The following is a 25,693-nucleotide window of genomic DNA, read 5'->3' as shown; positions in this document are numbered from 1 at the left end:
GTTGTCCCGAAGACTTATGCACAAATTCTCGCTGCGCCGCCGCAAGTGAGAGTGAACGGAGACGCCCCTTCGACGTTGTTCATAAGCTATTGATCAAAAAGCATTTTTAATTCTCGTGAAGTCGAGGCATTACGCGCTGTGAGGGCCGTGGGGCGAGGCTGGCGAGCGATAATCCCCACAGTTCTCAACATAGTTATCCACAAGCGTTTCGAGTCCACCGGAAAGCCGACTCAAATCCGGGGTTTACTGAGACTTCTCAGGATTTACTTTAAGTTTGACCCGCACCGACGACCTGTCCGAACCGTCTCTCGCATCGACCGACGATGCGCCATCTCCGGTAGCCAAGCCGCGCACCGGTACGCCGGCGATCGCCCGTGTGGCGCTCGACACGCCCCTTCTGACGTTGTTCGACTACCGGCTCGATCAGGCCGCGAGCCCCGGTCAGTTGGTGCAGGTGCCGTTCGGACGCCGACAGGTGGTGGGTGTTGTCTGGGAATTGACGCAGCGCAGCGAAGTCGACCCGGCAAAGCTGCGCGACGTGACGTCCGTCTGGCACGAATTGCCACCGCTTGGCGGCGACTGGCGCGACCTGATGCAATTCGCGGCGCGCTACTACCAGCGGGGCATCGGCGAGGTGGCGCTGCCGGCCGTGCCGGGCCATCTGCGCACGCCGATGCGCTGGCCGCGACTGCTCGCCCAGCGGGGTGTGCAACGTTACCGGATTGCCGATGGCGCCCTGACGACGCTCATAGACAACGTGCCCGCCCGGCTGCGCGCGCAGCGCCGGTTGGCCGAGGGCCTTGCGCAAGCGGGCACGCTCGATGCCGATGAGGCAAAGGCGCTTTGCTCGAAAGCCGCCGACGTACTCAAACAGTGGGCCACCGCGGGATGGGTCGTCGTCGAAACCGTGCCGTTCCATGAAGCCATGCGCGATGCCGCCGAAGCGGGCGAAGCGGGCGAAGTGGACAAAGCGGACTGCGAACCAAGCGTGGGTCGAGGGGAAGCCGGCGCCGACGCCTATCCCATCGCCGAAGACGCTCCCGGCACCACCAAAACGCTCACTGCCGGACAGGCAGATGCCGTCGCGGCCATCCACGATGCGCTCGAGGCGGCCGGGGCCCAGCGGCTCGATCACACACCGCCGGACGGCGACGTTCAAGCCAGTGACGGCCCTGCCTGCGCGCCGTTCCTGCTCTATGGCGTGACCGGCAGCGGCAAGACGGAAGTCTATTTGCGCGCAGTCGCCGAAGCCCTTCACCATCGCGGTCGGCGCGACGCGCAGGTGCTCGTCCTCGTGCCTGAAATCAACCTGACGCCACAGCTCGAAGGCGTCTTCCGCAAGCGATTCCCCGACGAGGCGCTCGTCACCCTGCACAGCGGACTGGCCGAAGGCGAGCGCGCCCGGCACTGGCTCGCGGCGCATCGCGGCGAGGCCCGCATCGTGCTCGGCACCCGGCTCGCGGTGATGGCGTCGTTGCCGCACCTGCGCCTGATCGTCGTCGACGAAGAGCACGATCCGTCCTACAAGCAACAGGAAGGGCTGCGCTACTCGGCGCGCGACCTGGCCATCTGGCGCGCGAACCGGCTGCGCATCCCCGTTGTCCTCGGCTCTGCCACACCGTCGCTCGATAGCTGGCGACGCGCCGAGCAGGGCCGCTACGTTCGCCTCGCGATGCCCGAGCGCGCCACGCCCGACGCCGTGCTGCCGCGCGTCTCGCTCATCGACATGGAGATCGAGCGCAAGCGTCAGCGGGCGGTGCATGAGGGGCTGTCGCAACCCTTGCTCGCGGCCATTCGCGCGCGACGCGAAGCGGGCGAACAAAGCCTGCTGTTCCTGAACCGTCGCGGCTACGCTCCGGTGCTCAATTGCGATGCGTGCGGCTGGATCAGCGACTGCCGCCGATGCAGCGCGCACATGGTGTTGCACAAGCCCGAGCGGCGGCTGCGTTGCCATCACTGCGGTGCCGAGTCGCGCATTCCGCATGCATGCCCCGACTGCGGCAATCAGGATCTCGCCCCGCTGGGACGCGGCACACAGCGCATCGAAGAAGCGCTCGCCGAGCATTTCCCCGACGCACGGCTCGCCCGCATCGACGCCGACAGCACGCGCCGCAAAGGCAGCGCACAGGCGCTATTCGCGCAGGTGCACGCGGGCGAAGTCGACATCCTGATCGGCACGCAGATGGTCGCCAAGGGGCACGACTTCCGTAACGTCACGCTCGTGGGCGTGGTCAACGCCGACAGTGCCCTGTTCTCGCACGACTTCCGCGCGGCCGAACGTCTCTTCGCCCAACTGATGCAGGTGGCCGGACGCGCCGGCCGGGCAGCCCGCGCCGACGGCCCGGGCGACGTGCTGATCCAGACACGTTACGCGTCGCACCCGTTGTTCGCCTCGCTAATGCGTCACGACTACGCGGGCTTCGCGGCGCAGCAACTGGAAGAACGCCGCGTCGCCCTGCTGCCGCCGTACACCCACCAGGCGCTGCTGCGCGCCGAAGCGCGGCGTCTCGACGAGGCGATGACGTTCCTGAAGCAAGCTCGCGAAATCGCCGCCTCCCCGGCGTTGAACGACCCGCGCATCTCGCTGTGGGATCCGGTGCCGATGACCATGGTCCGGATCGCAGGCACCGAGCGCGCACAGCTCGTGGTCGAGAGTGCGCATCGGGGCGCGCTTCAACGCTTCCTGACGCGCTGGATGGGCGAGCTGCGCGCACTCAAGGCCCCCGTGCGCTGGCATCTCGAAGTCGACCCGCTCGAAATATAAATCGGTATATAGCGTTCCGGAAATTTGACAACTTCATCAGAATCTCCGACGATGCGGCCATTAGCCGAACGCCGCACGTCGCACGATTCACGTCATCCGCAAGATAAGAAGTCCTACAGGAGACATCCGATGAAGTCGCACGACCGAAGCGCCGCCCCCACGGCGCCGCACATCGCTACACCGTCCCTCATCCCTGCCGAATCGCCGCTGGCCGAAGTCTCGCGCCGCCGCTTCCTGCGACGTGCCGGTGCACTGGGCGTCGGGGCCAGTCTTGCCGGACGCGCCCTCGACGTGCTTGCCGCCACGGCCGCACCGCAGACGGTCACGCTGCCGTTCGCGAACGGCGAGCGCGAACTCGTCGCGTATCCGCAGAAGCGGCCGCTGATCCGGCTGACGGCGCGTCCGCCGCAATTGGAAACGCCGTTCGAAGTCTTCAATGACGGGCTGATCACCCCGAACGATGCGTTCTTCGTGCGCTATCACCTTGCCGGCATTCCGACCGACATCGATCCGGCGAAACACCGGATTCGCGTGGGTGGCAGCGTCGCCAAGCCGCTCGACATCTCGCTGGCATCGCTCAAGAAGGACTTTGGTGCGCCCGTGGAAATCGTGGCGGTGCACCAATGTTCGGGCAACAGCCGCGGCTTCTTCGAACCGCGCGTCGGCGGCGGGCAGATCGCCAACGGGGCGATGGGCAACGCGCGCTGGCGCGGCATTCCGCTCAAGCGAATTCTCGAGCGAGCCGGCGTGTCGTCCAGTGCGAAGCAAGTCACGTTCGAAGGCCTTGACCGGCCGATCGTCCCGGCAACGCCCGAGTTCGTGAAAGCGCTCGACCTCGATCACGCGATGGATGGCGAAGTGATGGTCGCGTTCGCCATGAACGGCCAGGATCTGCCGATGCTCAACGGCTTTCCGGTGCGGCTGGTGGTGCCGGGCTACTACGGCACGTACTGGGTGAAGCATCTGGCGGACATCAACGTCATCGACAAAGTGTTCGACGGCTTCTGGATGGCCACGGCGTACCGCATTCCCGACAACGACTGCAATTGTGTCGCCCCTGGCAAAGCGCCGGAGAAGACCAAACCGATCGGGCGCTTCACCGTGCGCTCGTTCGTCACCAGCCATACCGACGGCCAACGCGTGGCGGCGGGCAAGGCGCTGCGCGTGCGCGGCATCGCGTTCGATGGCGGCGAAGGCATTCGCGACGTGCAGTTCTCGGCCGACGGCGGCCAGACATGGCAGGCCGCGCAACTGGGCAACGAGTTGTCGAAGTATTCGTTCCGCGAGTGGACGGCGTCTTTCACGCCACCGCAACCCGGCGAGTACGCATTGAAGGTAAGAGCGACCAATCGCGCAGGGGTCTCGCAACCGCTGCAATCGCTGTGGAATCCGGCCGGCTATCTGCGCAACGGGGTGGAAACCGTGCGCGTGATCGCGGCATGAGACGAGGGACGATCATGAACGTTTCGAAGTTCGCGCACCTTGCGACTTGTGCGGCCGCACTGCTCGGCCTGGCCGTCGCTCCCGCCTACGCGCTCGACATCAAGCTGCCGCAGGAGACCTCGCAACTGAAGGCCTCGACGCTCGCCGGCCATCAGTCGGCCAGCGCATGGTGCGTCATGTGCCACTCGGTCGATTACATCAACAGCCAGCCGCCGATGCCCGCGGCCTTCTGGAGCGCCGAAGTCACGAAAATGGTGAAGGTGTACGGCGCACCCATTCCCGAAGATCAGGTCAAGCTGATCTCCGAGTATCTGGGCGCCGCGTACGGTAACGATTCGAAGTAGTACCCGGCCTGCGTACCTGCGACGGCATGAGGTGCAACCCTAATATTGACTCTGGTTGCACCTCTTTTGAAACCCGGTTACGATGCCGCAATTCACCCGCTATGGGTGTCACGTTTTCGCGTCATCAGGTAACCCTTCCATGGCAAACACCACTCTTGGCGTCAAGGTCGACGACGTCCTGCGCACCCGGCTCAAGACGGCCGCCCAGCAAATCGAGCGCACGCCGCACTGGCTCATCAAACAGGCCATCTTCGCCTATCTGGAGCGTATCGAGAGCGGCGCGCTGCCGCCCGAGTTGAGCGGCGCAACCCAGTCCGGCACCGAGGTGATCGACGGCCATGCAGGTGACGACACGGTGCCGCACCCGTTCCTCGAGTTCGCGCAGAACGTACAACCGCAGTCGGTGCTGCGCGCGGCGATCACGGCGGCTTACCGCCGTCCGGAGCCTGAGTGCGTGCCCGTGCTCGTCGGACAGGCCAAGCTGGCCCCGGCGACGGCCACATCGGCATCGGACCTCGCCCGCAAGCTCGTCGTCGCCCTGCGCGGCAAGAGCACCGGCGGCGGTGTAGAGGGCCTGATTCACGAATTCTCGCTGTCCAGCCAGGAAGGCGTGGCGCTCATGTGCCTTGCCGAAGCCCTGCTGCGCATTCCCGACAAGGCCACGCGCGACGCCCTGATTCGCGACAAGATCAGCAAGGGTGACTGGCACGCCCACATGGGCAACTCGCCGTCGATGTTCGTCAACGCCGCCACCTGGGGCCTGATGATCACCGGCAAGCTCGTCACCACCACCAGCGAGGCCGGTCTCACCAAGGCCCTCACGCGCCTGATCGGCCGTGGCGGCGAGCCGCTCATCCGCAAGGGCGTGGACATGGCCATGCGCCTGATGGGCGAGCAGTTCGTGACAGGCGAAACGATCTCCGAAGCCCTCGCCAACAGCCGCAAGTACGAAGCCCAGGGCTTCCGCTACTCGTACGACATGCTCGGCGAAGCGGCCACGACCGAAGAAGACGCCCAGCGCTACTACGCGAGCTACGAGCAAGCCATCCATGCGATCGGCAAAGCCTCTGCCGGGCGCGGCATCTATGAAGGTCCGGGTATCTCGATCAAGCTCTCGGCCCTGCATCCGCGCTATTCGCGCAGCCAGCACGAGCGCGCGGTCGCGGAGCTGCTGCCGCGCGTGCAGGCGCTCGCCAAGCTGGCCCGCTCGTATGACATCGGCCTGAATATCGACGCCGAAGAAGCCGATCGCCTCGAAATCTCGCTCGATCTGCTCGAGGCACTGTGTTTCGACCCGGAACTGGCCGGCTGGAACGGTATCGGTTTCGTGGTGCAGGCATATCAGAAGCGCTGCCCGTTCGTGATCGACTTCATCATCGATCTGGCACGCCGCAGCCGTCACCGCATCATGGTGCGTCTGGTCAAGGGCGCGTACTGGGATACGGAAATCAAGCGCGCGCAGGTCGACGGCCTCGAAGGCTATCCGGTCTACACGCGCAAGATCTACACCGATGTGTCGTACCTCGCCTGCGCGAAGAAGCTGCTCGCCGTGCCGGATGCGATCTACCCGCAGTTCGCCACGCACAACGCCTACACGCTCTCGGCGATCTATCACCTCGCGGGCAACAACTACTACCCGGGCCAGTACGAATTCCAGTGCCTGCACGGCATGGGCGAGCCGCTCTACGAGGAAGTCGTCGGCCCCATCGCCTCGGGCAAGCTCGCACGCCCGTGCCGCGTGTACGCGCCGGTCGGCACGCACGAAACGCTGCTCGCCTACCTCGTGCGCCGTTTGCTCGAGAACGGCGCCAACACGTCGTTCGTGAACCGCATTGCGGACGAAACCATCAGCGTCGACGAGCTGATCGCCGATCCGATTTCGGAAGCCGAGAAGGTGCAACCGCTCGGTGCGCCGCACGCCAAGATTCCGCTGCCGCGCGATCTGTACGGCCCGTCGCGGGCCAATTCGTCGGGCTTCGATCTGTCGAACGAACACCGTCTTGCCTCGCTGTCGTCGGCCTTGCTCGCGAGCGCGGGCACGCAGTGGCGCGCCGCCCCGCTGCTCGCCGATGGCGAACGCACCACGGGCTCGCCGCGTGCCGTGCGTAATCCAGCCGATCTGCGCGATGTCGTCGGTCAGGTCATCGAAGCCACCTCGGCAGACGTGGAAGCGGCACTCGCGCACGCGGTGGCTGCCGCCCCGATCTGGCAAGCCACGCCGGTCGAAGCGCGTGCCGACTGCCTGATGCGCTCGGCCGACCTGCTCGAAGCCCATATGCCCACGCTCATGGGGCTGTGTGTGCGCGAAGCGGGCAAGTCGCTGCCCAACGCCGTGGCCGAAGTTCGCGAAGCCGTCGATTTCCTGCGCTACTACGCCGCGCAGATCCGTCAGGGCTTCTCCAACGACACGCACCGCCCGCTGGGTCCGGTGCTGTGCATCAGCCCGTGGAACTTCCCGCTCGCGATCTTCGTGGGTCAGGTCGCTGCCGCCCTCGCCGCCGGTAACCCGGTCATCGCCAAACCGGCCGAGCAGACGCCGCTCATCGCCGCCGAAGCCGTTCGCCTGATGCAGGCCGCCGGCGTTCCGGCAGGCGCGCTGCAACTGCTGCCGGGTACGGGTGAGACCGTGGGCGCCGCGCTCGTGGCCGACGCTCGCATCAAGGCCGTCATGTTCACCGGCTCGACGGAAGTGGCCCGCATTATTGCGCGCACGCTGGCCGAACGCCTCGACGCCAACGGCCGTCCGATTCCGCTGATCGCCGAGACCGGCGGTCAGAACGCGATGATCGTGGACTCGTCGGCGCTGCCCGAACAGGTCGTGTACGACGTGCTCGCCTCGGCCTTCGATTCGGCCGGTCAACGCTGCTCGGCACTGCGTGTGCTGTGCCTGCAGGACGACATCGCCGATAAGACCCTGCACATGCTCAAGGGCGCGATGCAGGAGCTGGCCATCGGCAACCCGGATCGACTGGCGATCGACGTCGGCCCGGTGATCGACGCCGAAGCCCAGAGCGGCATCAACCACCACATCGAACAGATGCGCGCCAAGGGCTTCCCCGTCGAGCAACTGACGCTGCCGGACGCCGCCCGCCACGGCACGTTCGTGCCGCCGACGCTCATCGAGCTGACCGATCTGAAGGCACTGCAACGCGAAGTCTTCGGCCCGGTGCTGCACGTAATCCGCTTCAAGCGCGCGCAACTCGACAAGCTGCTCGATCAGATCAACGGCACCGGCTACGGCCTGACGTTCGGCGTACACACACGTATCGATGAAACCATCGCCTACGTAACCGAGCGCGCCCATGTCGGCAACGTCTACGTGAACCGGAACGTGATCGGCGCCGTGGTCGGCGTGCAACCGTTTGGCGGCGAAGGTCTGTCTGGGACGGGTCCGAAAGCAGGCGGTCCGATGTATCTGCCGCGTCTGCTCGCGATGCGTCCGGCCGCGCTGGCCCCGGAACTCCATCGCAACGAAGCCGCGCTCTCGCCGCTGGTGAGCTACCGCGACTGGCTGCACGCCAAGGACAACACGGCGGACCGCGCGGCCGCGATCGATCGCGTCGACCGTTATCTGGCGACGTCGGCCCTCGACGCTACCGCCGTCCTCCCGGGACCGACCGGCGAGCGCAACACCTACGGTCTGGAGCCGCGCGGCCCGGTGCTGTGTGTGGCCGCCACGCCGCTCGGCGCGCGCACGCAACTGGCTGCCGTGCTGGCGACGGGCAACAACGCCGTCTTCAGCGACAGCGCCGCCGCCCGTGATCTGGTGAGCACCCTGCCCGCCGCGCTCAAAGGCCGCGCCTCGGTGCTGGCCGCCGGTGTGGACGCCGCCGCTGAGGCGTCGCTCGCCGCCGTGCTGTTCGAAGGCGACAGCGACGAGTTGCTTGCCCTGAACCGTCGCATCGCCACCCGCAACGGTCCGATCCTGTCGGTGCAGGGCCTCGCGCCCGAGGCACTGGCTGCCGGTGACGACTACGCGCTGGAGCGCCTGCTTTGCGAGCGCTCGGTGTCCGTCAATACGGCTGCTGCAGGGGGTAACGCCAACCTCATGACCATCGGCTGACCATCGACCGACTCGGGGTCCGTTGATCGAGGCAGGCCGTCAGGTCTGGCGAAGCATCCTGTTGGATTCGTCCTAAATCTGACGGCCTGCCTCGCCGATCACACCCCCTGTCGTCGGCATCGCGCTGCACCTCGCGGCCGCTAATGTCCTGTGTTTCGGGACATTGGCGGCCGCGATTCGTTGATGGCAAGCCCCCCTCGCTCGCCCCTCTCCCCGCCTTCCGCGCCCCGCCGCATCTCCCGTAGTTACGCGCATTGAGCGCATTCGCGGTATCTTCGCGCCCGCCCCCGACATCTCACGCGTCTCACCGCTTTTGCGCGGTGAGCGCCGTTAACCCGTGCCGGCGACACGTATCGCCGGCCACAGCAGTCGTCGTCCCGCGTTGCAACCTCTTTCGTCATGCCGGGAGATGTGCCCGACGCGCGTGACACCGACGCTCAAGGAGGCTACATGTCCCTTTGGAATCCCACTGCGGTGTCCTTCACCGTGTATCTGCTATTGATGCTGGTGATCGGGTGGCTCGGCTATCGCTCCACCAACAATCTCTCCGACTACATCCTCGGCGGACGCCGCCTCGGCAGTTTCGTCACCGCGCTCTCCGCAGGTGCGTCCGACATGAGCGGCTGGTTGCTGCTTGGCCTGCCAGGCGCCATTTACGTGGGCGGCCTGTCCGGCGTCTGGATCGCCATTGGCCTCGCGATCGGCGCGTGGGCCAACTGGCGTCTCGTGGCTGCGCGCCTGCGCGTACACACGGAGGTCTGCGGCAATGCGCTGACCCTGCCCGAGTACCTCACACAGCGCTTCGGCGACCGCAGCCATGTGTTGCGCATCGTCACGGCGCTCGTGATTCTGATCTTCTTCACGATCTATTGCGCGTCGGGCGTGGTCGCCGGCGCACGTCTGTTCGAGACGATGTTCGGCCTCGAGTACCACACGGCGCTGTGGATCGGCGCCGTGGCGACCATCGCCTACGTGTTCATCGGCGGCTTCCTCGCGGTGAGCTGGACAGATACGGTGCAGGCCTCGCTGATGTTTGCCGCGCTGGTCGTCACCCCGATTGCCGTGATTGCGCTCGACGGCAGCCCGGCCGCAGCGGTCGACGCCGTGACGGCCGTACACCCCGCACACACCGACTGGTTCGGGGATCTCGCGCCCATTGGCGTCATCTCGATGCTTGCCTGGGGTCTCGGCTACTTCGGCCAGCCGCACATCCTCGTGCGATTCATGGCGGCGCGCTCGGCGGCCGCGATTCCGCAGGCACGCCGCATCTGCATGACATGGATGGTGCTGTGCCTGACTGGCGCCGTGGCGGTGGGCTTCTTCGGGCTGGCCTTCTACAGTGCACGGCCGGACCTCGGCGCGGGCGTGGCGGCGAACCCGGAAACGATCTTCATGGCGCTGACGACGCAACTCTTCACACCGTGGCTCGCGGGTGTGCTGCTGGCGGCGATTCTGGCGGCCGTCATGAGTACGTTGTCGTGCCAACTGCTGGTGTGCGCCAGTGCGCTCACGGAAGACCTGTACAAGACCTTTGCGCGCGGGCCCGTCAGCCAGCGCCGTCTCGTCTGGATCGGCCGGGCGATGGTGCTCACCGTCGCGGTTGTCGCCGTGCTGCTGGCGCTCGATCCGGAAAGCCGCGTGCTCGGCATGGTGAGCTACGCATGGGCGGGCTTCGGGGCGGCCTTCGGTCCGCTGGTGCTGGCCACACTGTTGTGGCCCCGCGTCACGCGTAACGGGGCGCTCGCAGGCATTGTCGTGGGCGCGGCCACTGTGCTGATCTGGAAGCAGTTCGGCTGGTGGGATCTGTACGAAATCCTGCCGGGCTTTGTGCTGGGCGGTCTGGCGCTCATCGGTGTGAGCCGCCTCGACCGCGCCCCCGGTGCGGACGTACTTGAGCGCTACGCGGCCGCCGAAACCGCCCTGCGCCAGATCCGGCAAGGCGGCACGGACGGACCGGGTAGCACCGGCACCCCGGCGGCGCAACCTTCGCCATAAGCCGGTAGCACCATCTATCGGAATATGTCCCTCTTGACCGGCGCGCGCAGCCATCCAATACTGCCGCGTCGGACGCATTATGCGTTTGATTGCGATTGATGCCGCCACAGGCCTGACCGGCCTGGTCTCGACGGCGTTCCACGAAAAGGTGTACCGCGGCGATCCCGCAGGTACGCCGCTCAACGACATACACATGCAAGGAGAGGGTTGATGCAATCGAAGCTTACGCTCAGCGCAGTCGCGCTCGCGGGTCTGCTCGCGTTCGGCACCGCCGGTGCGCAACAGGCGCAGGAAGTGAAGCTGGGTTTTGCCGCTCCGCTCACGGGCGCCCAGGCGCACTACGGCAAGGACATGCAGAACGGCATCCAGCTCGCCGTTGACGAATACAACGCCACCAAGCCGACCATCGAAGGCAAGCCGGTGAAGTTCGTGTTGCAGGCCGAAGACGATCAGGCCGACCCGCGTCAGGGTTCGCTGGTCGCGCAGAAGCTGGTCGACACGGGCGTCAAGGGCATGCTCGGCCACTTCAACTCCGGCACCACGATCCCGGCATCGCGCATCTACGCACAGGCCGGTATCCCCGAAATCGCCATGGCGACGGCACCGGAATACACCAAGCAGGGTTTCAAGACGACGTTCCGCATGATGACTTCGGACATCCAGCAGGGTTCGGTCGTCGGTAATTTCGCCGTCAAGAAACTGGGCTTCAAGAACATCGCCATCGTCGACGACCGCACCGCCTACGGTCAGGGTCTGGCCGACGAGTTCGAGAAGGCTGCCAAGGCTGCGGGCGGCAAGATCGTGCGCCGCGAGTTCGCCAACGACAAGGCCGTGGACTTCCGCGCCATTCTGACCAACCTGAAGCGCGCCAATCCGGACGTGATCTTCTACGGCGGCGCCGACGCGCAAGCCGGCCCGCTCGCCAAGCAAATGCGCGAACTGGGCATGAAGAGCACGCTGATGGCCGGTGAAATGGTCAAGTCGGATGCGTTCCTGAAGATCGCCGGCGACGCCGCCAACGGCTCGGTCGTCTCGCTTGCAGGTCTGCCGCTCGACAAAATGCCCGGCGGTGCCGCGTACGAGTCGCGCTACAAGGCCAAGTTCGGCAGCGCCCCGGAGACGTACTCGCCCTACGCCTATGACGGCGCAATGGCGATGATGTCGGCCATGAAGAAGGCCAACTCGACCGATCCGGCGAAGTATCTGCCGGTGCTGGCCAAGACGAGCATGCCGGGCGTGACCACGCGCGAGCTGGCTTACGACAGCGTGGGCGATCTGAAGTACGGCTCGATCACCGTCTATAAGGTGGTCGACGGCAAGTGGACCGTGCTGGAGACCGTCGGCGGCAAGTAAGTTGACGACGCTTCGATAGCAGCACCATCAACAAGGGCCGGTGAGGTGACTCACCGGCCCTTGTGTTTGAGATCTGCCGCCGCGCCATCTCGATCGCGCCTCAAGTCAGACGAGGGCGAACGGCCAGCGCAAAAAGCAGAGGCATGGGACGAGTATGCCAAGCGCCGTCAGAAATTCAGTTGGCAGTTCTGTGTTCGTTCGTCGCAAAGCGTAAAGCCTTGCGCGCGCGCATCCTCATTTGATTTGAAGGCACAAATCAGCTCGCCGTAGGTGTTCCCGAATTCAGCGTACGGCGTACCACCGATGGCGACCGGCCGGCCCTTCTCGCCAACGTTGTACACGCCCGCTTTGTCGGAGTATCCAAAAGTGGATGCGTTACACCATCCTCTTGAAACGATGGTGCAGAACTGCGCGCCGGGAATCTTCCCGTACCATCCGCTCCAGCGCCAACTGCTCCCTACGATCTTTTTATAGCCGTTGCAATTGCCGTGTGTCTGGGTCCATTTGGCCATGACGAGCGGTCTATCTTTTTCCACGATTCGTTCGACCTCTTTGTGTACGACTTTGGTGACGACCTCGGTAGTGCGAGCCAGTTGCCATGTCCAACCCCTATCGGAGTTCTGGCAGGAGAGCATCTTGCCGCTGCCGTCCCGCCCGATCTCGCCGGGCTGACAAGACGCATTCTGTTCGCTGGATCGATCCAGCCGAATCACGCCCGAGTTGGATTGAAATCTATCCGCCTTCACGTGCCCCGCGCCCTCGATGTTGTTGCTTTGCATCCTCAGCGCGCCTTCGACGGTCGCTCCGCGTTTCGCGGTCAATTGACCGCTGATCGTCGCGTTGCCCGACACCATCGCCCCCTCCACTTCAATGCCTTTCATCGTCAGCGTGCCGTCGCCTTCGATATTGCGCGCCCCGACAATGTCTTGCCGGTTCCGGCCTGAATCGTCGCTCAGATGGAGCGGACCTTTCACGGTGGCTTTGCCCGCGATCTCAAGCTCGCTCATGCTGAGCTTTCCCACGCCGACGATGTTCTTGATCCCTTTGATACTTTGGTGCGTATTGCCGTTCTCGAAGTCCAGGTCGCCCGTGATGTTGCGCGATCCATCGCGCCTGACGTTGACGTCCAGACTGTGCGTCAGATAGCCGCCGCGCATGGCGACCAATCCCGGCTTTCCCAGCGGATTCGGAACCGCTTCAGGAATCGGCTGCATTTTCTCGTCGACAAATCGAAATTCCTGCGGCTTGTCCATCATGGACGTCCCACCGTACACACCGACTGTCTTCGCGACAATCGCAGCGAACGCGTAATCGGGCGATGACGAATAAGCGAGCTTTGCCGGTTCCGTGAGATAGGTCAGCGAGTTGATCTGACAATTCGGCGGGTTCTCCCGATCGCATTTCCGATATACCCGAATGTCATAGTCGCCCAGGCCGTGCGGCGGCTTGCTTCCCGCGCCTGAAATATCCAGCACCTTGATGAGCGCGGCTGCGTCGAGATTTCCGACGTGCGCGTAGCCGAACGACGAGGAAGGAGGCGCGTTGGTAAACGTATGACCTTTGAGGGTCCAGGTTTTACCGGGCGTCGAAAGCAGCTCCGCGAGTTCCTTGTAGTGCTTCGCGACGAACGTATCGGCTGCGTTGCCGATAATCTTGAGTCCGTGCCCAACGCGCTCTGCCCGCTCGACGCGCATCTGGCGCATCTGATTCACCCCCCAGAACGTAACCAGCATGCCGACGACAGCAATCGCAACGGCAGCAGAGACGAGAAAGATGCCTGATTGGTTTCTTCGCATTGATGCGCCCCCTTTGGAGTCGTCCGGCAAACACGCAGCATCACAGGCTGGCGATTGCGAGATCGTTGAAAGTTGGCATTGTCAGTGAGGTCGCACGCGAGAGGATTGGGAAATGCCGGTTAACCCTCCATGCGTGACAGCAAATCCAGAAGCGCAGACCCGAAATGAAAAACCGCATGACTCAGGTCACGCGGTTCTTCATCTTTCGAACCACGACGAAAACTGAATGGCGCCTGTTATACAGGGCCGTTGTCAGCGTTCACCACCACGCTCGGCGCACCACACATCCTTTGACAAACGCGCCTGCATCTCCGGAGGCAACACGTCGCGCGTGAAGACCGGCTCGGCAATGCCCGCCTTGCGTTGCGTCTGATAGTCACGCCACGCGATCAACGCATACTTCATCAGCATGCCAATGGCGATCAGATTGATGAATGCCATCAGAGCCGTGCCCACGTCCGCGAAGCTCCACACCAACGGCAGGCTGGCAACGGAGCCCAGCATCACCGCCAGCAGCACCAGCGCACGGAAGATATTGAGAAGCCACGGACGTTGCGTCAGGTAATCCATATTCACTTCGGCATACGCGTAGTTGCCCAGCACGCTCGAGTAAGCGAGGAAGAACACGGTGATGCCGGTAAAAATGACCGCCCAATTGCCCACATGCGCCGCCAGTGCGCGTTGTGTGAGCACAGCCCCTTCCGGCGCGGCACCCGGTATGAACTGGCCGGAGAGCAGAATCATGAATGCCGTAGCCGAACATACGACGATCGTGTCGAAGAATACGCCGAGCATCTGCATCAGCCCTTGCTGCACCGGATGCCGGGTCGTCGCCACTGCGGCCGCGTTGGGCGCGCTGCCCATGCCCGCTTCGTTGGAGAAAAGACCGCGCTTCACGCCCATCAACACCGCCTGACTCACGACATAACCGGCGATGCCGCCTGCGGCGGGCTCAAGCCCAAACGCGTGACGCAGGATCATCGCGATCATGCCGGGAATCTGATCGATGTTCACGATACAGATGTACACGGCAAGTCCGAGATAGGCGATCGCCATCACCGGCACGATCCATTGTGCAAAGCGCGCGACGCGTCGCACGCCGCCATAGATGATCGGCGCCGTCATCAATACCAAGGCAATGCCGATCCATGTGCGCTCCCAGCCGAACGACGCCTCGAGCGCTTCGGCAATCGAGTGCGACTGCACGGAGTTGAGTGCGAAGCCGAAGGTGAACAGCAGCGCCAGCGCAAAGAGGATGCCGAATTTTCGCGAGCCGAGACCCATCTGGATGTAGTACGCCGGACCACCGCGGAAGGTGTTGTCGTGGTGCGGAATCTTGAAGATTTGCGCGAGCGTCGATTCAACGAACGCCGACGCCATGCCGAGCAGCGCCGTCATCCACATCCAGAAAATGGCGCCCGGTCCGCCGATGGTCAGCGCGACCGCCACCCCAGCGATGTTGCCAGTCCCGACACGGCTCGCCAATCCCGTGGCAAAGGCCTGAAACGGCGAGATGCCCGAGGTGGTGCCCGAGGAGCGCAGCAGGCAGATGCTATGCCAGAGCGCGCGAATCTGAATTGCGCCGAATCGGATGGTGAAATACAAACCCGCCCCCAGCAAGGCGATCACCAGCGGGTATCCCGAAAGCACCCCGCCCACGACATCGACCAACGGCTTGAGCCAACTCTCCATGTCACGCGTCTCCTGTCGCAACGACTCGTAAGCCCCTCGAAAACAGGGGACAAGCGACGAAGAATCTCAAGATTTGACCCAGTGCGATAGAAAGCACCAGAACTTTCCGTCAATTCCTATACGCAATCGTTCGACAAGAAAAAAGCCGCCCGGCAAACGCCGCGCGGCTCAAAGACAAGGCAAGGAGACATCGCCAAGCAGGTTAGCGAAGGAATGTGTCGTTCCTATGTCATTCACGGATGTTCGCATGGCAAACACAGGCGGCCTGCCGCTGTGGTCCCGGATCACGTGACGGACTCGGCCGACACCTTCCGGTCTCGCGGACGCGAAGCCGCGCCGTCATGCGTTCGAGCGAACGTGTCGCGCTATGCGTCTCGTCACACCTCATCAAAACCCGCGTCACGTACGTCTTGAGCAGAATCGAATCGGCATGTCGCTCGCATGTGCTCATGGTCCCCCAGCGAATACCGGACATGCACCCCTTCGCGATGCGCCTCTGTCGTCACAGCGTGGCGATCGTATTCCATGCCTCTGCTGTCTTTAAAGAACGTTTCCACATTGCATGACCGCGCCCCCTTGACCACGTATCCGTAGCCTTCCCCGAAGCGTTCGATGTCCGTCACGGTCCATTCCATTTTCCCGATGGCGTGGGCCTGGACCTGATTTGTCGTGTAACCGCCCAGCATGATGTCTGCGAGAAGCCGCTCGAATTCGACTTGATGGCTGCGGTAACGCGTGGCAGTGATCTCGAAAGTCCTGTCGACCTCGAATACCGGTGTTTGCCTGTCGCGCGTCAGACATAACAACGGGTATCGGCTTGCCCCCGCGAGCGTGTAGGTTCCCGAACTATCCCGCGTCAGTTTCGGTTCGTGCTGACGCCACTGGCGCGTAACCTCGCGTTCGGCCTGAGACGCAAATCCGCAAATCACCGTATTCGAAGCCGAGTACCCTTGCAGGGCCGGCCGATAACTCGCGCCGCCCAGTGAGGCGACGCCATACACGGGTAGCTTCCAGATCGACCAGGACTCCCCCCGCTCCACGCCGACGAGGACCATATCGGTGATGATTTCCTTGGCAATGTCTCCCACCACTTCCGACGGCACATCCTCCTTGGAACTGGGCGTGCCCGAGAGCTTCCACAGTCTTCCGGTCGGGCTCTTGACATCGGGCTGACACGACAAGACCTTGCCCGCGCCGTCCACGGCAATACCCGAGCCGTTGCATGACTCGTTCGCCGATTGCACCTCATTGAGTTCCACGATGCCGGACGTTGAGCGAAGTCGCTTGGACTTAACTTCCTGCGCCTCGATCGTCTTTGCGTTCCGAACGTCCTTCTTCCCCATATTCAGCTCACCGCCAAACTTCGACGGCCCGCTGGTCGTCAGGGATTTTGTCGTCAGCGTCGCGGCATCCATCTCGCTGGCCACGGCCTTGCTCGCGATGGTGATCTGGCCAACGTCCATCGCACCCTCGGCTTTGATGTCCCGAACCCCCACGATGCTGTATTTCTGCGACGTGCCCGGATCCTTGAAATTCAGATCCCCCGTCATCGCCCGCGAGCCGTCTCGCGAGACGGCATTATTCAGATCCTTCGTTTGAGAGCCGCCGCGCATGGCAATCAACCCGGGACGTTGCAGCGGGTTCGCCACCGGGAGTGCCCCTTCGACCTGTTCGACAAATCGGAATTGCCCCGCGTTATCGACCGTCGACAGGCCACCATAGACCCCCATCTGCTTTGCGGCGACTGCCGCCAGATTGAGATCCGGCTCCGACGAGTACAACTTCTTTATCGGTTCGGTCAGGTACGTAAGCGTCTCGATACTGCATGACGACGCGTTGCCAGAGTCGCAAACCCGGTACACCCGCATCGCATACTCGCCGACGCCCCGGGGCGGCGTAGCGGCAACGCCAGAGAGTTTGAGTGCCTTGATCAGTGAGCCCGCATTCAGACCCACGATCTCTGTCATGCCACCCGCGTTCGGATTTCCGCGTTTCGTGAAGGTTGCGCCATTGACGCTGAACGATTGCGTCGCACCAGAGAGCAATTTATCGATCTCTCCATGATGCTTCACCGTGAACGTTTCCACGGCGTTGCCGATGACCTTGAGCGACTCACCGACTCGCTCTGCGCGCTCGACGCGCATTTGCCGTCCCTGCTGAACACCCCAGAACGTAATCAGCATACCGACGACACCCACGGCAACCGCAGCGGAGACCAGAAAAATGCCGGACTGTCTGCTTCGCATTACCTTCCCCTTTCTGTGAACCGCCAAATGTCTTCTCACGTTACGCATTGGCGATCCAACGATGTTGAAAGCCGACATTCTCAGCGAGTACGCGGCATTAAGGGTTGGGATTTGCCCGGTAAACGCAGATGGCAGGCACGTATACGGAAGCAGCATCACAAAAAGAAAAAGCTGCGTGACTTTCACCACGCAGCTTGCACACCGAAAACGATCAAATCAACGAACTTTCAGCACTCCACGATATTCACCGCCAGTCCGCCACGCGCCGTTTCCTTGTATTTCGTCTTCATGTCGGCACCGGTCTCGCGCATCGTTTTGATGACCGAATCGAGCGACACATAGTGCGCGCCGTCACCCCGCAATGCCATGCGCGCCGCGTTCACCGCCTTCACCGACGCCATCGCGTTGCGCTCGATGCACGGAATCTGCACCAGCCCGCCGACCGGATCGCAAGTCAGCCCGAGGTTGTGCTCCATGCCGATCTCGGCCGCGTTTTCGACTTGCTCGACCGTGCCGCCCTGCACCGCTGCGAGCGCCCCCGCTGCCATCGAACACGCCACGCCGACTTCGCCCTGACAACCGACTTCCGCCCCGGAAATCGACGCGTTGAGCTTATACAAAATGCCGATGGCCCCGGCGGTCAGCAGGAAGTCGATCACCCCTTGCTCGTTCGCGCCGTGCACAAAGCGGTCGTAATAATGCAGTACCGACGGGATGATGCCCGCTGCGCCGTTTGTCGGCGCCGTGACCACGCGTCCGCCCGCAGCGTTCTCTTCGTTGACGGCAATCGCGTAGAGATTCACCCAGTCCATCACCGAGAGCGGATCGGACAACGTACGCTCGGCACGTTGCGTGAGCTGACGATACAACTCCGGCGCACGACGTCGCACGTGCAGCGGCCCCGGCAGTTCGCCGTCGGCTTCGTCGCTGCCGATACCGCAACCGCGCGTCACGCACGACTGCATCACGTGCCAGATGTTCAGCAGGCCGCGACGAATATCCTCTTCCGCGTTTTCCCCGTGGTGCCAGACCTTCTCGTTCTCCCACATCAACTGGGCGATGCTCTTGCCACTCGCGCGACACATCTCCAGCAGTTCCTTGCCCGTGCGGAACGGGTACGGCAATTGGTCGTGCGCGGCGAGCACCTGCGCGTTCGACGCCCCCGCCGTCACCACGAACCCGCCGCCAACCGACAGGTATCGCCCTTCGCGCAGCTTGTTGCCTGCACCGTCGAACGCATGGAACTTCATGCCGTTCGGATGCTCGGCCATCGCTTCGCGGCGATAGAACACCATGTGCTCCTTCTCGACGAATGGCACGTCGTGCTTGCCGAGAATCGACAGCACCTTCGCGCGGCGAAGCGCCGCCAGACGCTGCGCAATCGTCGACGGGTCGACCGTATCGGGCGCTTCCCCCATGAAACCGAGCAGCACGCCTTTGTCGGTGCCGTGGCCCTTGCCCGTGGCGCCCAGCGAGCCGTACAACTCGGCACGCAGCGACGCCACCTGCGGCAGCAGACCGTCGCGCTCCAATCCCTGCACAAACATCAGCGCCGCGCGCATTGGCCCCACGGTATGCGAACTCGACGGTCCGATACCGATCTTGAACAAATCGAAAACTGAAACGGCCATGGGGCTTTCCTGAAGGTCTGAAACGTTTTTGTGACGCAACGAATGGCATCAGGTTGATGCATCCGCGTTACATCCATAGAGACAAAAAGGGGCCGGCAATGTTTCTGCCAGCCCCCGTTTGTCGAGATTTGCGACGTTTTACTCGTAGTCGCTCATCGGCACGCAGGCGCAGAACAGGTTCCGGTCGCCGTAGACGTTATCGGCACGTCCCACCGGCGGCCAGTACTTGCGCTCGCGCAGTGCCTTTACCGGGTACGCCGCCTGACTGCGGGCGTAGGCGTGCGGCCATTCGTCCGCCGTCACGACATCGGCCGTGTGCGGTGCGTGCTTGAGCGGGTTGTCCTCGCGATCAGCACGGCCTTCTTCCACGGCACGGATTTCTTCGCGAATCGCGATCATCGCATCGATGAAGCGATCGAGCTCGTGCTTCGATTCCGACTCGGTCGGCTCGATCATCAGCGTGCCCGGCACCGGGAAGCTCATCGTCGGGGCGTGGAAGCCGAAGTCCATCAGGCGCTTCGCAACGTCGTCGACGGTGATGCCGCTCGTGTCCTTGAGCGGGCGCAGATCCAGAATGCACTCGTGCGCGACCAGTCCGCCCGGCCCCGAGTACAGCACCGGATAGTGCGGGGAGAGCTTCTTCGCGAGGTAGTTCGCGTTGAGGATGGCCGTTTCGGTGGCGGCCGTCAGGCCTTGCGCGCCCATCATGGCAACGTACATCCACGAGATCGGCAGAATCGACGCCGAACCGTACGGTGCGGCCGACACTGCGCCGATGCCATCGGCGTCGCGCGAGTAGCCCGTCGAGCGCTGATTCGGCAGGAATTGCGCCAGATGTGCGCCCACTGCCACCGGACCGACGCCCGGACCGCCACCGCCGTGCGGAATGCAGAACGTCTTGTGCAGGTTCAGGTGCGAGACATCGCCGCCGAATTCGCCCGGTGCGCACAGCCCGACCATCGCATTCATGTTGGCACCGTCGACGTACACCTGACCACCGTTCGCATGCACGATCTCGCAGATCTGACGCGCACCCGCTTCGAACACGCCATGCGTGGACGGGTACGTCATCATGATCGCGGCCAGACGGTCGCGATGCTGTTCTGCCTTCGCCTGCAGATCGGCGAGATCGACGTTGCCGTTGGCGTCGCAAGCGACCACCACGACCTGCATGCCAGCCATGTGGGCCGATGCCGGGTTCGTGCCGTGAGCCGAAGCGGGAATCAGGCAGATGTCGCGATGCGCTTCGCCGCGCGAGGCGTGATACGCCTGAATGATGAGCAGGCCGGCATACTCCCCCTGCGAACCGGCATTCGGCTGGAGCGAGACGGCGGCGTAGCCGGTGGCAGCCACCAGCATCTGCTCGAGCTGGTCGATCATCGAACGATAGCCGACCGTTTGTTCCGTGGGGGCGAACGGGTGAATCTGACCGAATTCCGGCCACGTCACCGGCAGCATTTCCGAGGTGGCATTGAGCTTCATCGTGCACGAACCGAGCGGGATCATCGTGCGATCGAGCGCCAGATCCTTGTCGGACAGGCTGCGCAGATAGCGCAGCATTTCGTGCTCGGAGTGATAGCGGTTGAACACCGGGTGCGTCAGGTACTGGCTTTGGCGCGCCAGCGCCGCCGGATAACCGTTCGACACCGTGGCCTCGATGGCGTCGAAGTCCAGATTGACTGCGCGCTTGCCGAGCCCTTCGGCCACCACTTCCCACAGCGCAATCACGTCGTCGCGCGTGCTCGTCTCGTCAAGCGAGATGCCCACCGTGTCGGCATCTTCGCGACGCAGGTTGAAGCGGCGTGCCGCCGCCACCGTGTGAATGGTGTCGGCGCGACCGGCCACCGGCACCGTCAGCGTGTCGAAGAACGTCGCGTTGCGCGGGGCAGCGCCGAGGGTCGTGAGGCCCGCGGCCAGCACGGCCGTCAGACGATGCACGCGCTCGGCGATGACGCGCAGCCCTTGCGGGCCGTGATATGCGGCGTACATGCTGGCCATGATGGCGAGCAGCGCCTGCGCGGTACAGATGTTCGATGTGGCCTTCTCGCGGCGAATGTGTTGCTCGCGCGTTTGCAGCGCCAGACGCAGCGCCGGCTTGCCCTGAGAATCGACCGACACCCCGACCAGACGGCCCGGCATCGAACGCTTGAGTTCGTCGCGCGTTGCCAGATAGGCTGCGTGCGGACCGCCGAAGCCCATCGGCACGCCAAAGCGCTGGCTGTTACCGACGGCCACGTCCGCGCCCCATTCGCCCGGCGGCGTGAGCAGCGTGAGCGACAGCAGATCGGCGGCGGCGATCAGCATGCCGCCCTTGGCGTGGACCGCGTCGGCCAGCGCGCGGTAGTCGCGCACGTCGCCGCCAACGCCCGGGTATTGCACCAGTACGCCGAACGCATCGATTTCGGTCGCCGCAGCGACCGGGCCGACCTGCACTTCGATGCCCAGCGGCTTGGCGCGCGTTTGCACCACTTCGATGGTCTGCGGCAGCACGTCGTCGGCCACGAAGAACGTGTTCGACTTCGATTTGCCCGTGCGCTTGACCAGCGTCATCGCCTCGGCGGCAGCGGTCGCTTCGTCGAGCATCGACGCGTTGGCGATCGCCAGCCCCGTCATGTCGATGATCATCTGCTGGTAGTTGAGCAGCGCTTCGAGACGGCCTTGCGAGATTTCCGGCTGATACGGCGTGTAGGCCGTGTACCAGGCCGGGTTCTCGAGCACGTTGCGCAGGATCACACCCGGCGTGAACGTGTTGAAGTAGCCCTGACCGATGAAGGACTTGAAGACCTGATTCTGGTCGGCGAGCGCGCGCAATTGCGCCAGCGCCTGCGACTCGGTTTTCGGTGCGGCGAACTGGCCGAGCGACGCGGCAAATTGGCTGCCGTCGCGACGGATCGACGCGGGAACGACGGCGTCGATCAGTGCGGCGCGCGAAGCATAGCCGAGTTCGGCGAGCATCGCTTGTTGTTCGGGGGTATCCGGGCCGATGTGGCGCGCGGAAAAATTATCGCGCTGCTCAAGCTCGGCGAGCGAGCGGCGCGGTGCCTGCAAGTCAGTCAAAGCATTCATGGGTCAAATCTCTCGTTCGATCACGGCAAGTGACGGCGGGGGTGTTGCTAACGCAGACGGTGCCGCGCGAGCCGAAGGTCTCGCGGCACCGTCCGCCGGCATCAGCCGCCGATCTTCTTGGCGTACTGCTCGGCGTTGAGGAGCTTGTCCAGCTCGGCAGCGTTCGACGGCTTCAGGCGGAACAACCAGTTGCCGTAGGCGTCGGCGTTGACCAGATCCGGCGAGCCCGACACTTCCGTGTTGGTCTCGATGATCTCGCCGCTCACCGGCGAGTGGACGTCTGCGGCCGCCTTGACCGATTCGATCACGGTCGACGCCTCGTCGGCAGCCACCGTGCGGCCGGTATCCGGCAGCTCGACGAACACGATGTCGCCCAGGGATTCCTGCGCGAAATCGGTAATGCCCACGGTCACGGTGCCGTCGGCTTCGAGGCGGGCCCATTCGTCGGACTCGGTGTACTTCAGGTTATCGGGGATATTCGCCATGTTGACGCTCCGGGATTCAGTGTTTGGGGTATTCGGTTATCGGTGTTTCGTGTCGCCGCACCGTGGCACTTACGCCACCACGGCCTTGCCGTGACGCACGAACGGTAATTTGACCACACGTGCGGGCAATTGCTTGTCACGAATTTGCACCTGGACGATGGCACCGTCCGGCACGCCCTTCGGCAGACGGGCAAACGCAATCGATTGCTGCAGGCTCGGGCTGAACGTGCCGCTGGTGATTTCACCGTCGCCCGCCTCGGTCACCACGACCTGATGCGCACGCAGCACGCCTCCCTTGCCGTCGAGCACGAGGCCCGCGAAACGCCACGTCTGGCCGCGCGAGAGCAGCGAATCCTTGCCGACGAACGTGCGCTCGCTGTCCTTCTCGACCGTCCAGGCAAGGCCGGCGTCGAGCGGCGACACATCGTCGTCCATGTCCTGGCCGTACAGGTTCATGCCGGCTTCCAGACGCAGCGTGTCGCGCGCGCCCAACCCGGCCGGACGCACGCCCGTTGCCACCAGCGCATTCCACAGCGCCACCACGTGGTCGGCGTTCACGATGACTTCGAAGCCGTCTTCACCGGTGTAGCCCGTACGCGCGATCATCAGCTCGCCGAATGCCGTGTCCTTGGCAAACGCGGCGTTGAACGGCTTGAGGGCTTCGCTTACGGCCTGGCTGCCCGGCACGGCCTGCCAGACCTTGGCGCGCGCGTTCGGGCCCTGCACGGCAACGATCGAGAGATCGCGGCGCGGGGTGATCGTCAGGCTGTAGTCGCCGTGGGCGTTGAGCTGGCCCAGCCAGGCGAGATCCTTGTCGGCCGTTCCGGCGTTCACCACGACCCGGAACCAGTCTTCGGCGATGAAATAGATGATGAGGTCGTCGATCACGCCGCCGCTCGGGTTGAGCATGCAGGTGTAAAGCGCCTTGCCCGGCGTTTGGAGCTTGTCGACGTTGTTGGCAACGGCGAAACGCAGGAATTCGCGGCAGCTCGGGCCATGCAGATCGACCACGCACATGTGCGAGACGTCGAACATGCCGGCATCGGTGCGCACGGCGTTGTGCTCTTCGATCTGGGAGCCGTAGTTCACAGGCATGTCCCAACCGCCGAAGTCGACCATGCGGGCGCCTGCAGCGCGGTGCGTATCGTTGAGCGGAGTACGTTTGAGTTCGGTCATCGGGGCTTCAGGACGTCAAGGTTCAGGGATTTCGGAAAACACGGTCCGAAAACGCAAAAAGGGGGCATCTCGACGACCGGCACTTTCCGCGTCCGGCGCGTGCGTATGCACGTGCCCGGCGCAATGCCAGTTGGCGAGATGACCCCTCTGTCCTTGGTACCTGAGAGATTGCCCGGTGCGTGTGGCGCGCTGTACGCCATGCCGCGCTTACCGGCCCCTTCGGTGGGTTGTTCGCGTGGCACGCACGCCGCAACCGCTCTCCAGAGATCGAAGGCGAAGCCTTCGGCGCGGACGGTCCTTGATGCCTGAGAGTTTGTGGGTATTACCCCTTCGGCGGCGCCGGCATGTGCTTCCCGGTGCGCTCTCCCGACCACGCTCGCGCACTTTACGGGGAAAGCCGGAGGCTGTCAATTTGACGCAGGCTGCCTGAGCGAGAATCGGTGTAATGCCGCGCCGGGCGGGCATTTCCCGCCCGCCGGCAAGTATCGGAAACCTTCGCTATTTTGATTGCACGCCGCGTGATTCGGGCTCAATGCGACTCGCCCCGATTCCCCCCCGCAGGGCACCCATCCGTCCCCCAGCGCCCATTGCACGCCGCCCAGACACATCGCTGCTTCGGAATCACCTCGTACCAGCGGTAGCGTTCGCATTTTGCGAGCGCCGCCGCAACGGTGCTGGCCGCCGAGGGCGCCGATGCCACCGGGGCAGGCGCCGCCTGACGTTGCGCTTCGGCCGCGACCGGGCCGATGTCGTTGTTGTCGTAATGCGCAGGGAGGTCGGGGTTGGCCGCCGGGCGTGCCGTGTTGGCGCCGATGCCGCGACGGCTGAGCAGTTGCATCATGTCGTCCGAGGCGTCCTTGCGGGTGGCGGCAGGCGGCATCGCCGTAGCGGCAGCGGTCAGCGCGGCGGTGGCGGCCGAAGCGGTGAGCGGTGCCGGCTGGCTGGCGGAGGCGACGTCGGCGGCCGCGCCGGACGCCGCGGCATCGACCGCCGCCAGCGCTTGTGCCCGGGCCAGGGCGGCAGACACCTCGCTCTCGGCGTTGCCGGGTGCGGCCGCTGCGGCCGCTGCTGGGGCGGCGGCGCCCGGCGCGGCCGCAGGCGGTGCATTCATGGGGGCACCGAAAGGCGTGACGGCTAACCCGCCGGGCGGTTGGGGCGCTGGGTCGACATACGGGGCGCGCAGATTCCACCAGATCCCGAGCAACGCGACGGCAGCGAAAATCGCCGTACCGAGGACCAGCGCAATATTGAGCCAACCGGGTGATTCGCCGCGCTCGCGTTTGCCGCGGCGCGAGGAAGTATCGTCTGCCGCGAAAACCGCTTGCGCTGTTTCGGCGCGCGCATCGCGCGCCGGCGCGCTCATGCTGTCAAGCACACCGGCACCGGCGACCCCAGCCACCAGGCGGTCATCCCGAAATCCGGGCTCGGCATCCGCGAGTTTCGCGCCGCACTTCTCACAGTACGGCGCACGCGGCGCATTGTTCGTCCCACAGGTTGGACATTGCACGGCGGCCTCACCACGATGGCAACGTTTTTCATTATAGGCACCCCGTCTACGTCGACGCCAGCGCGCCGCGCAACCCCTGCGACGATGCGTCGCGCCGGCCCCACAGTGGCCGCGTGCGAGGCCCGCTGTCGT

Annotated in this window: 14 protein-coding genes and 2 riboswitches; of the genes, 6 read left to right on the top strand and 8 right to left on the bottom strand. The window is 64.2% G+C overall.

Translation table 11 applies throughout. The annotated features are described in order from the left end of the window. The first annotated feature begins 274 nt into the window (after window positions 1–274). The 6 genes from PBR20603_RS14705 (at window position 275) to PBR20603_RS14680 (ending at window position 11,962) form a co-directional block, all read left to right on the top strand. Entirely contained in the window at window positions 275–2,764 is a 2,490-nt protein-coding gene (locus PBR20603_RS14705; protein WP_150560255.1) for a primosomal protein N', read from the top strand. A 129-nt stretch (window positions 2,765–2,893) separates the two neighbouring features. Next, the gene (sorA, locus tag PBR20603_RS14700) at window positions 2,894–4,207 is read left to right on the top strand and encodes a SorA family sulfite dehydrogenase catalytic subunit (protein WP_246174688.1); all 1,314 of its coding nucleotides are present in this window, start codon (window positions 2,894–2,896) and stop codon (window positions 4,205–4,207) included. Between the two features lie 14 nt (window positions 4,208–4,221). Next, entirely contained in the window at window positions 4,222–4,551 is a 330-nt protein-coding gene (sorB, locus tag PBR20603_RS14695; protein ID WP_150560254.1) for a SorB family sulfite dehydrogenase c-type cytochrome subunit, read from the top strand. 139 nt (window positions 4,552–4,690) lie between these two features. Then, a complete protein-coding gene (putA, locus tag PBR20603_RS14690) occupies window positions 4,691–8,614 on the top strand; it encodes a trifunctional transcriptional regulator/proline dehydrogenase/L-glutamate gamma-semialdehyde dehydrogenase (protein WP_150560253.1) in 3,924 nt (1,307 codons plus the stop codon). Window positions 8,615–9,064: 450 nt separating this feature from the next. Continuing rightward, window positions 9,065–10,609, top strand: coding sequence for a sodium/proline symporter PutP (gene putP, locus PBR20603_RS14685; protein ID WP_150560252.1), 1,545 nt, complete (start codon window positions 9,065–9,067; stop codon window positions 10,607–10,609). A 210-nt stretch (window positions 10,610–10,819) separates the two neighbouring features. Further along, window positions 10,820–11,962: a branched-chain amino acid ABC transporter substrate-binding protein gene (locus PBR20603_RS14680; protein WP_150560251.1), complete on the top strand. Its 1,143-nt coding sequence runs from the start codon at window positions 10,820–10,822 to the stop codon at window positions 11,960–11,962. Window positions 11,963–12,129: 167 nt separating this feature from the next. Here the strand turns inward: PBR20603_RS14680 and PBR20603_RS14675 are convergent, their stop codons facing one another. The 8 genes from PBR20603_RS14675 to PBR20603_RS14640 all read right to left on the bottom strand — a co-directional run bounded on the left by PBR20603_RS14675 (window position 12,130) and on the right by PBR20603_RS14640 (window position 25,453). After that, window positions 12,130–13,758, bottom strand: a complete 1,629-nt coding sequence (locus PBR20603_RS14675; protein ID WP_150560250.1) for a hypothetical protein — start codon at window positions 13,756–13,758, stop codon at window positions 12,130–12,132. Window positions 13,759–14,010: 252 nt separating this feature from the next. After that, on the bottom strand, window positions 14,011–15,450 hold the full coding sequence (locus PBR20603_RS14670) for an alanine/glycine:cation symporter family protein (RefSeq protein ID WP_150560249.1): 1,440 nt from the start codon (window positions 15,448–15,450) through the stop codon (window positions 14,011–14,013). Between the two features lie 377 nt (window positions 15,451–15,827). Next, complete coding sequence (locus PBR20603_RS14665) at window positions 15,828–17,696, bottom strand: hypothetical protein (protein WP_150560248.1); 1,869 nt, start codon at window positions 17,694–17,696, stop codon at window positions 15,828–15,830. Between the two features lie 227 nt (window positions 17,697–17,923). Further along, on the bottom strand, window positions 17,924–19,327 hold the full coding sequence (locus PBR20603_RS14660; protein WP_150560247.1) for an L-serine ammonia-lyase: 1,404 nt from the start codon (window positions 19,325–19,327) through the stop codon (window positions 17,924–17,926). Between the two features lie 138 nt (window positions 19,328–19,465). Then, window positions 19,466–22,393, bottom strand: a complete 2,928-nt coding sequence (gcvP, locus tag PBR20603_RS14655; RefSeq protein ID WP_150560246.1) for an aminomethyl-transferring glycine dehydrogenase — start codon at window positions 22,391–22,393, stop codon at window positions 19,466–19,468. A gap of 101 nt (window positions 22,394–22,494) precedes the next feature. Continuing rightward, on the bottom strand, window positions 22,495–22,878 hold the full coding sequence (gene gcvH, locus PBR20603_RS14650; protein ID WP_150560245.1) for a glycine cleavage system protein GcvH: 384 nt from the start codon (window positions 22,876–22,878) through the stop codon (window positions 22,495–22,497). Between the two features lie 69 nt (window positions 22,879–22,947). Further along, the gene (gene gcvT, locus PBR20603_RS14645) at window positions 22,948–24,054 is read right to left on the bottom strand and encodes a glycine cleavage system aminomethyltransferase GcvT (protein WP_150560244.1); all 1,107 of its coding nucleotides are present in this window, start codon (window positions 24,052–24,054) and stop codon (window positions 22,948–22,950) included. Between the two features lie 137 nt (window positions 24,055–24,191). Beyond that, window positions 24,192–24,328: riboswitch (glycine riboswitch) on the bottom strand. 8 nt (window positions 24,329–24,336) lie between these two features. After that, window positions 24,337–24,433: riboswitch (glycine riboswitch) on the bottom strand. Between the two features lie 150 nt (window positions 24,434–24,583). Beyond that, window positions 24,584–25,453, bottom strand: coding sequence for a hypothetical protein (locus PBR20603_RS14640; RefSeq protein WP_150560243.1), 870 nt, complete (start codon window positions 25,451–25,453; stop codon window positions 24,584–24,586). Between the last annotated feature and the right edge of the window lie 240 nt (window positions 25,454–25,693).

The sequence above is a fragment of the Pandoraea bronchicola genome (assembly GCF_902459805.1).
Classification (GTDB): domain Bacteria; phylum Pseudomonadota; class Gammaproteobacteria; order Burkholderiales; family Burkholderiaceae; genus Pandoraea; species Pandoraea bronchicola.
Note: the sequence above shows the minus strand (reverse complement) of the source record. Positions and strands in the feature narration are given on the sequence as shown.

Excerpts from the sequence above, each read along its gene's own strand:
- gcvT (WP_150560244.1), bottom strand. The coding sequence starts at position 24,054 with ATGACCGAACTCAAACGTACTCCGCTCAACGATACGCACCGCGCTGCA.
- PBR20603_RS14680 (WP_150560251.1), top strand. The coding sequence starts at position 10,820 with ATGCAATCGAAGCTTACGCTCAGCGCAGTCGCGCTCGCGGGTCTGCTC.
- putP (WP_150560252.1), top strand. The coding sequence starts at position 9,065 with ATGTCCCTTTGGAATCCCACTGCGGTGTCCTTCACCGTGTATCTGCTA.
- gcvH (WP_150560245.1), bottom strand. The coding sequence starts at position 22,878 with ATGGCGAATATCCCCGATAACCTGAAGTACACCGAGTCCGACGAATGG.
- sorA (WP_246174688.1), top strand. The coding sequence starts at position 2,894 with ATGAAGTCGCACGACCGAAGCGCCGCCCCCACGGCGCCGCACATCGCT.
- PBR20603_RS14665 (WP_150560248.1), bottom strand. The coding sequence starts at position 17,696 with ATGCGAAGCAGACAGTCCGGCATTTTTCTGGTCTCCGCTGCGGTTGCC.
- putA (WP_150560253.1), top strand. The coding sequence starts at position 4,691 with ATGGCAAACACCACTCTTGGCGTCAAGGTCGACGACGTCCTGCGCACC.
- PBR20603_RS14670 (WP_150560249.1), bottom strand. The coding sequence starts at position 15,450 with ATGGAGAGTTGGCTCAAGCCGTTGGTCGATGTCGTGGGCGGGGTGCTT.
- gcvP (WP_150560246.1), bottom strand. The coding sequence starts at position 22,393 with ATGAATGCTTTGACTGACTTGCAGGCACCGCGCCGCTCGCTCGCCGAG.
- PBR20603_RS14675 (WP_150560250.1), bottom strand. The coding sequence starts at position 13,758 with ATGCGAAGAAACCAATCAGGCATCTTTCTCGTCTCTGCTGCCGTTGCG.
- sorB (WP_150560254.1), top strand. The coding sequence starts at position 4,222 with ATGAACGTTTCGAAGTTCGCGCACCTTGCGACTTGTGCGGCCGCACTG.
- PBR20603_RS14660 (WP_150560247.1), bottom strand. The coding sequence starts at position 19,327 with ATGGCCGTTTCAGTTTTCGATTTGTTCAAGATCGGTATCGGACCGTCG.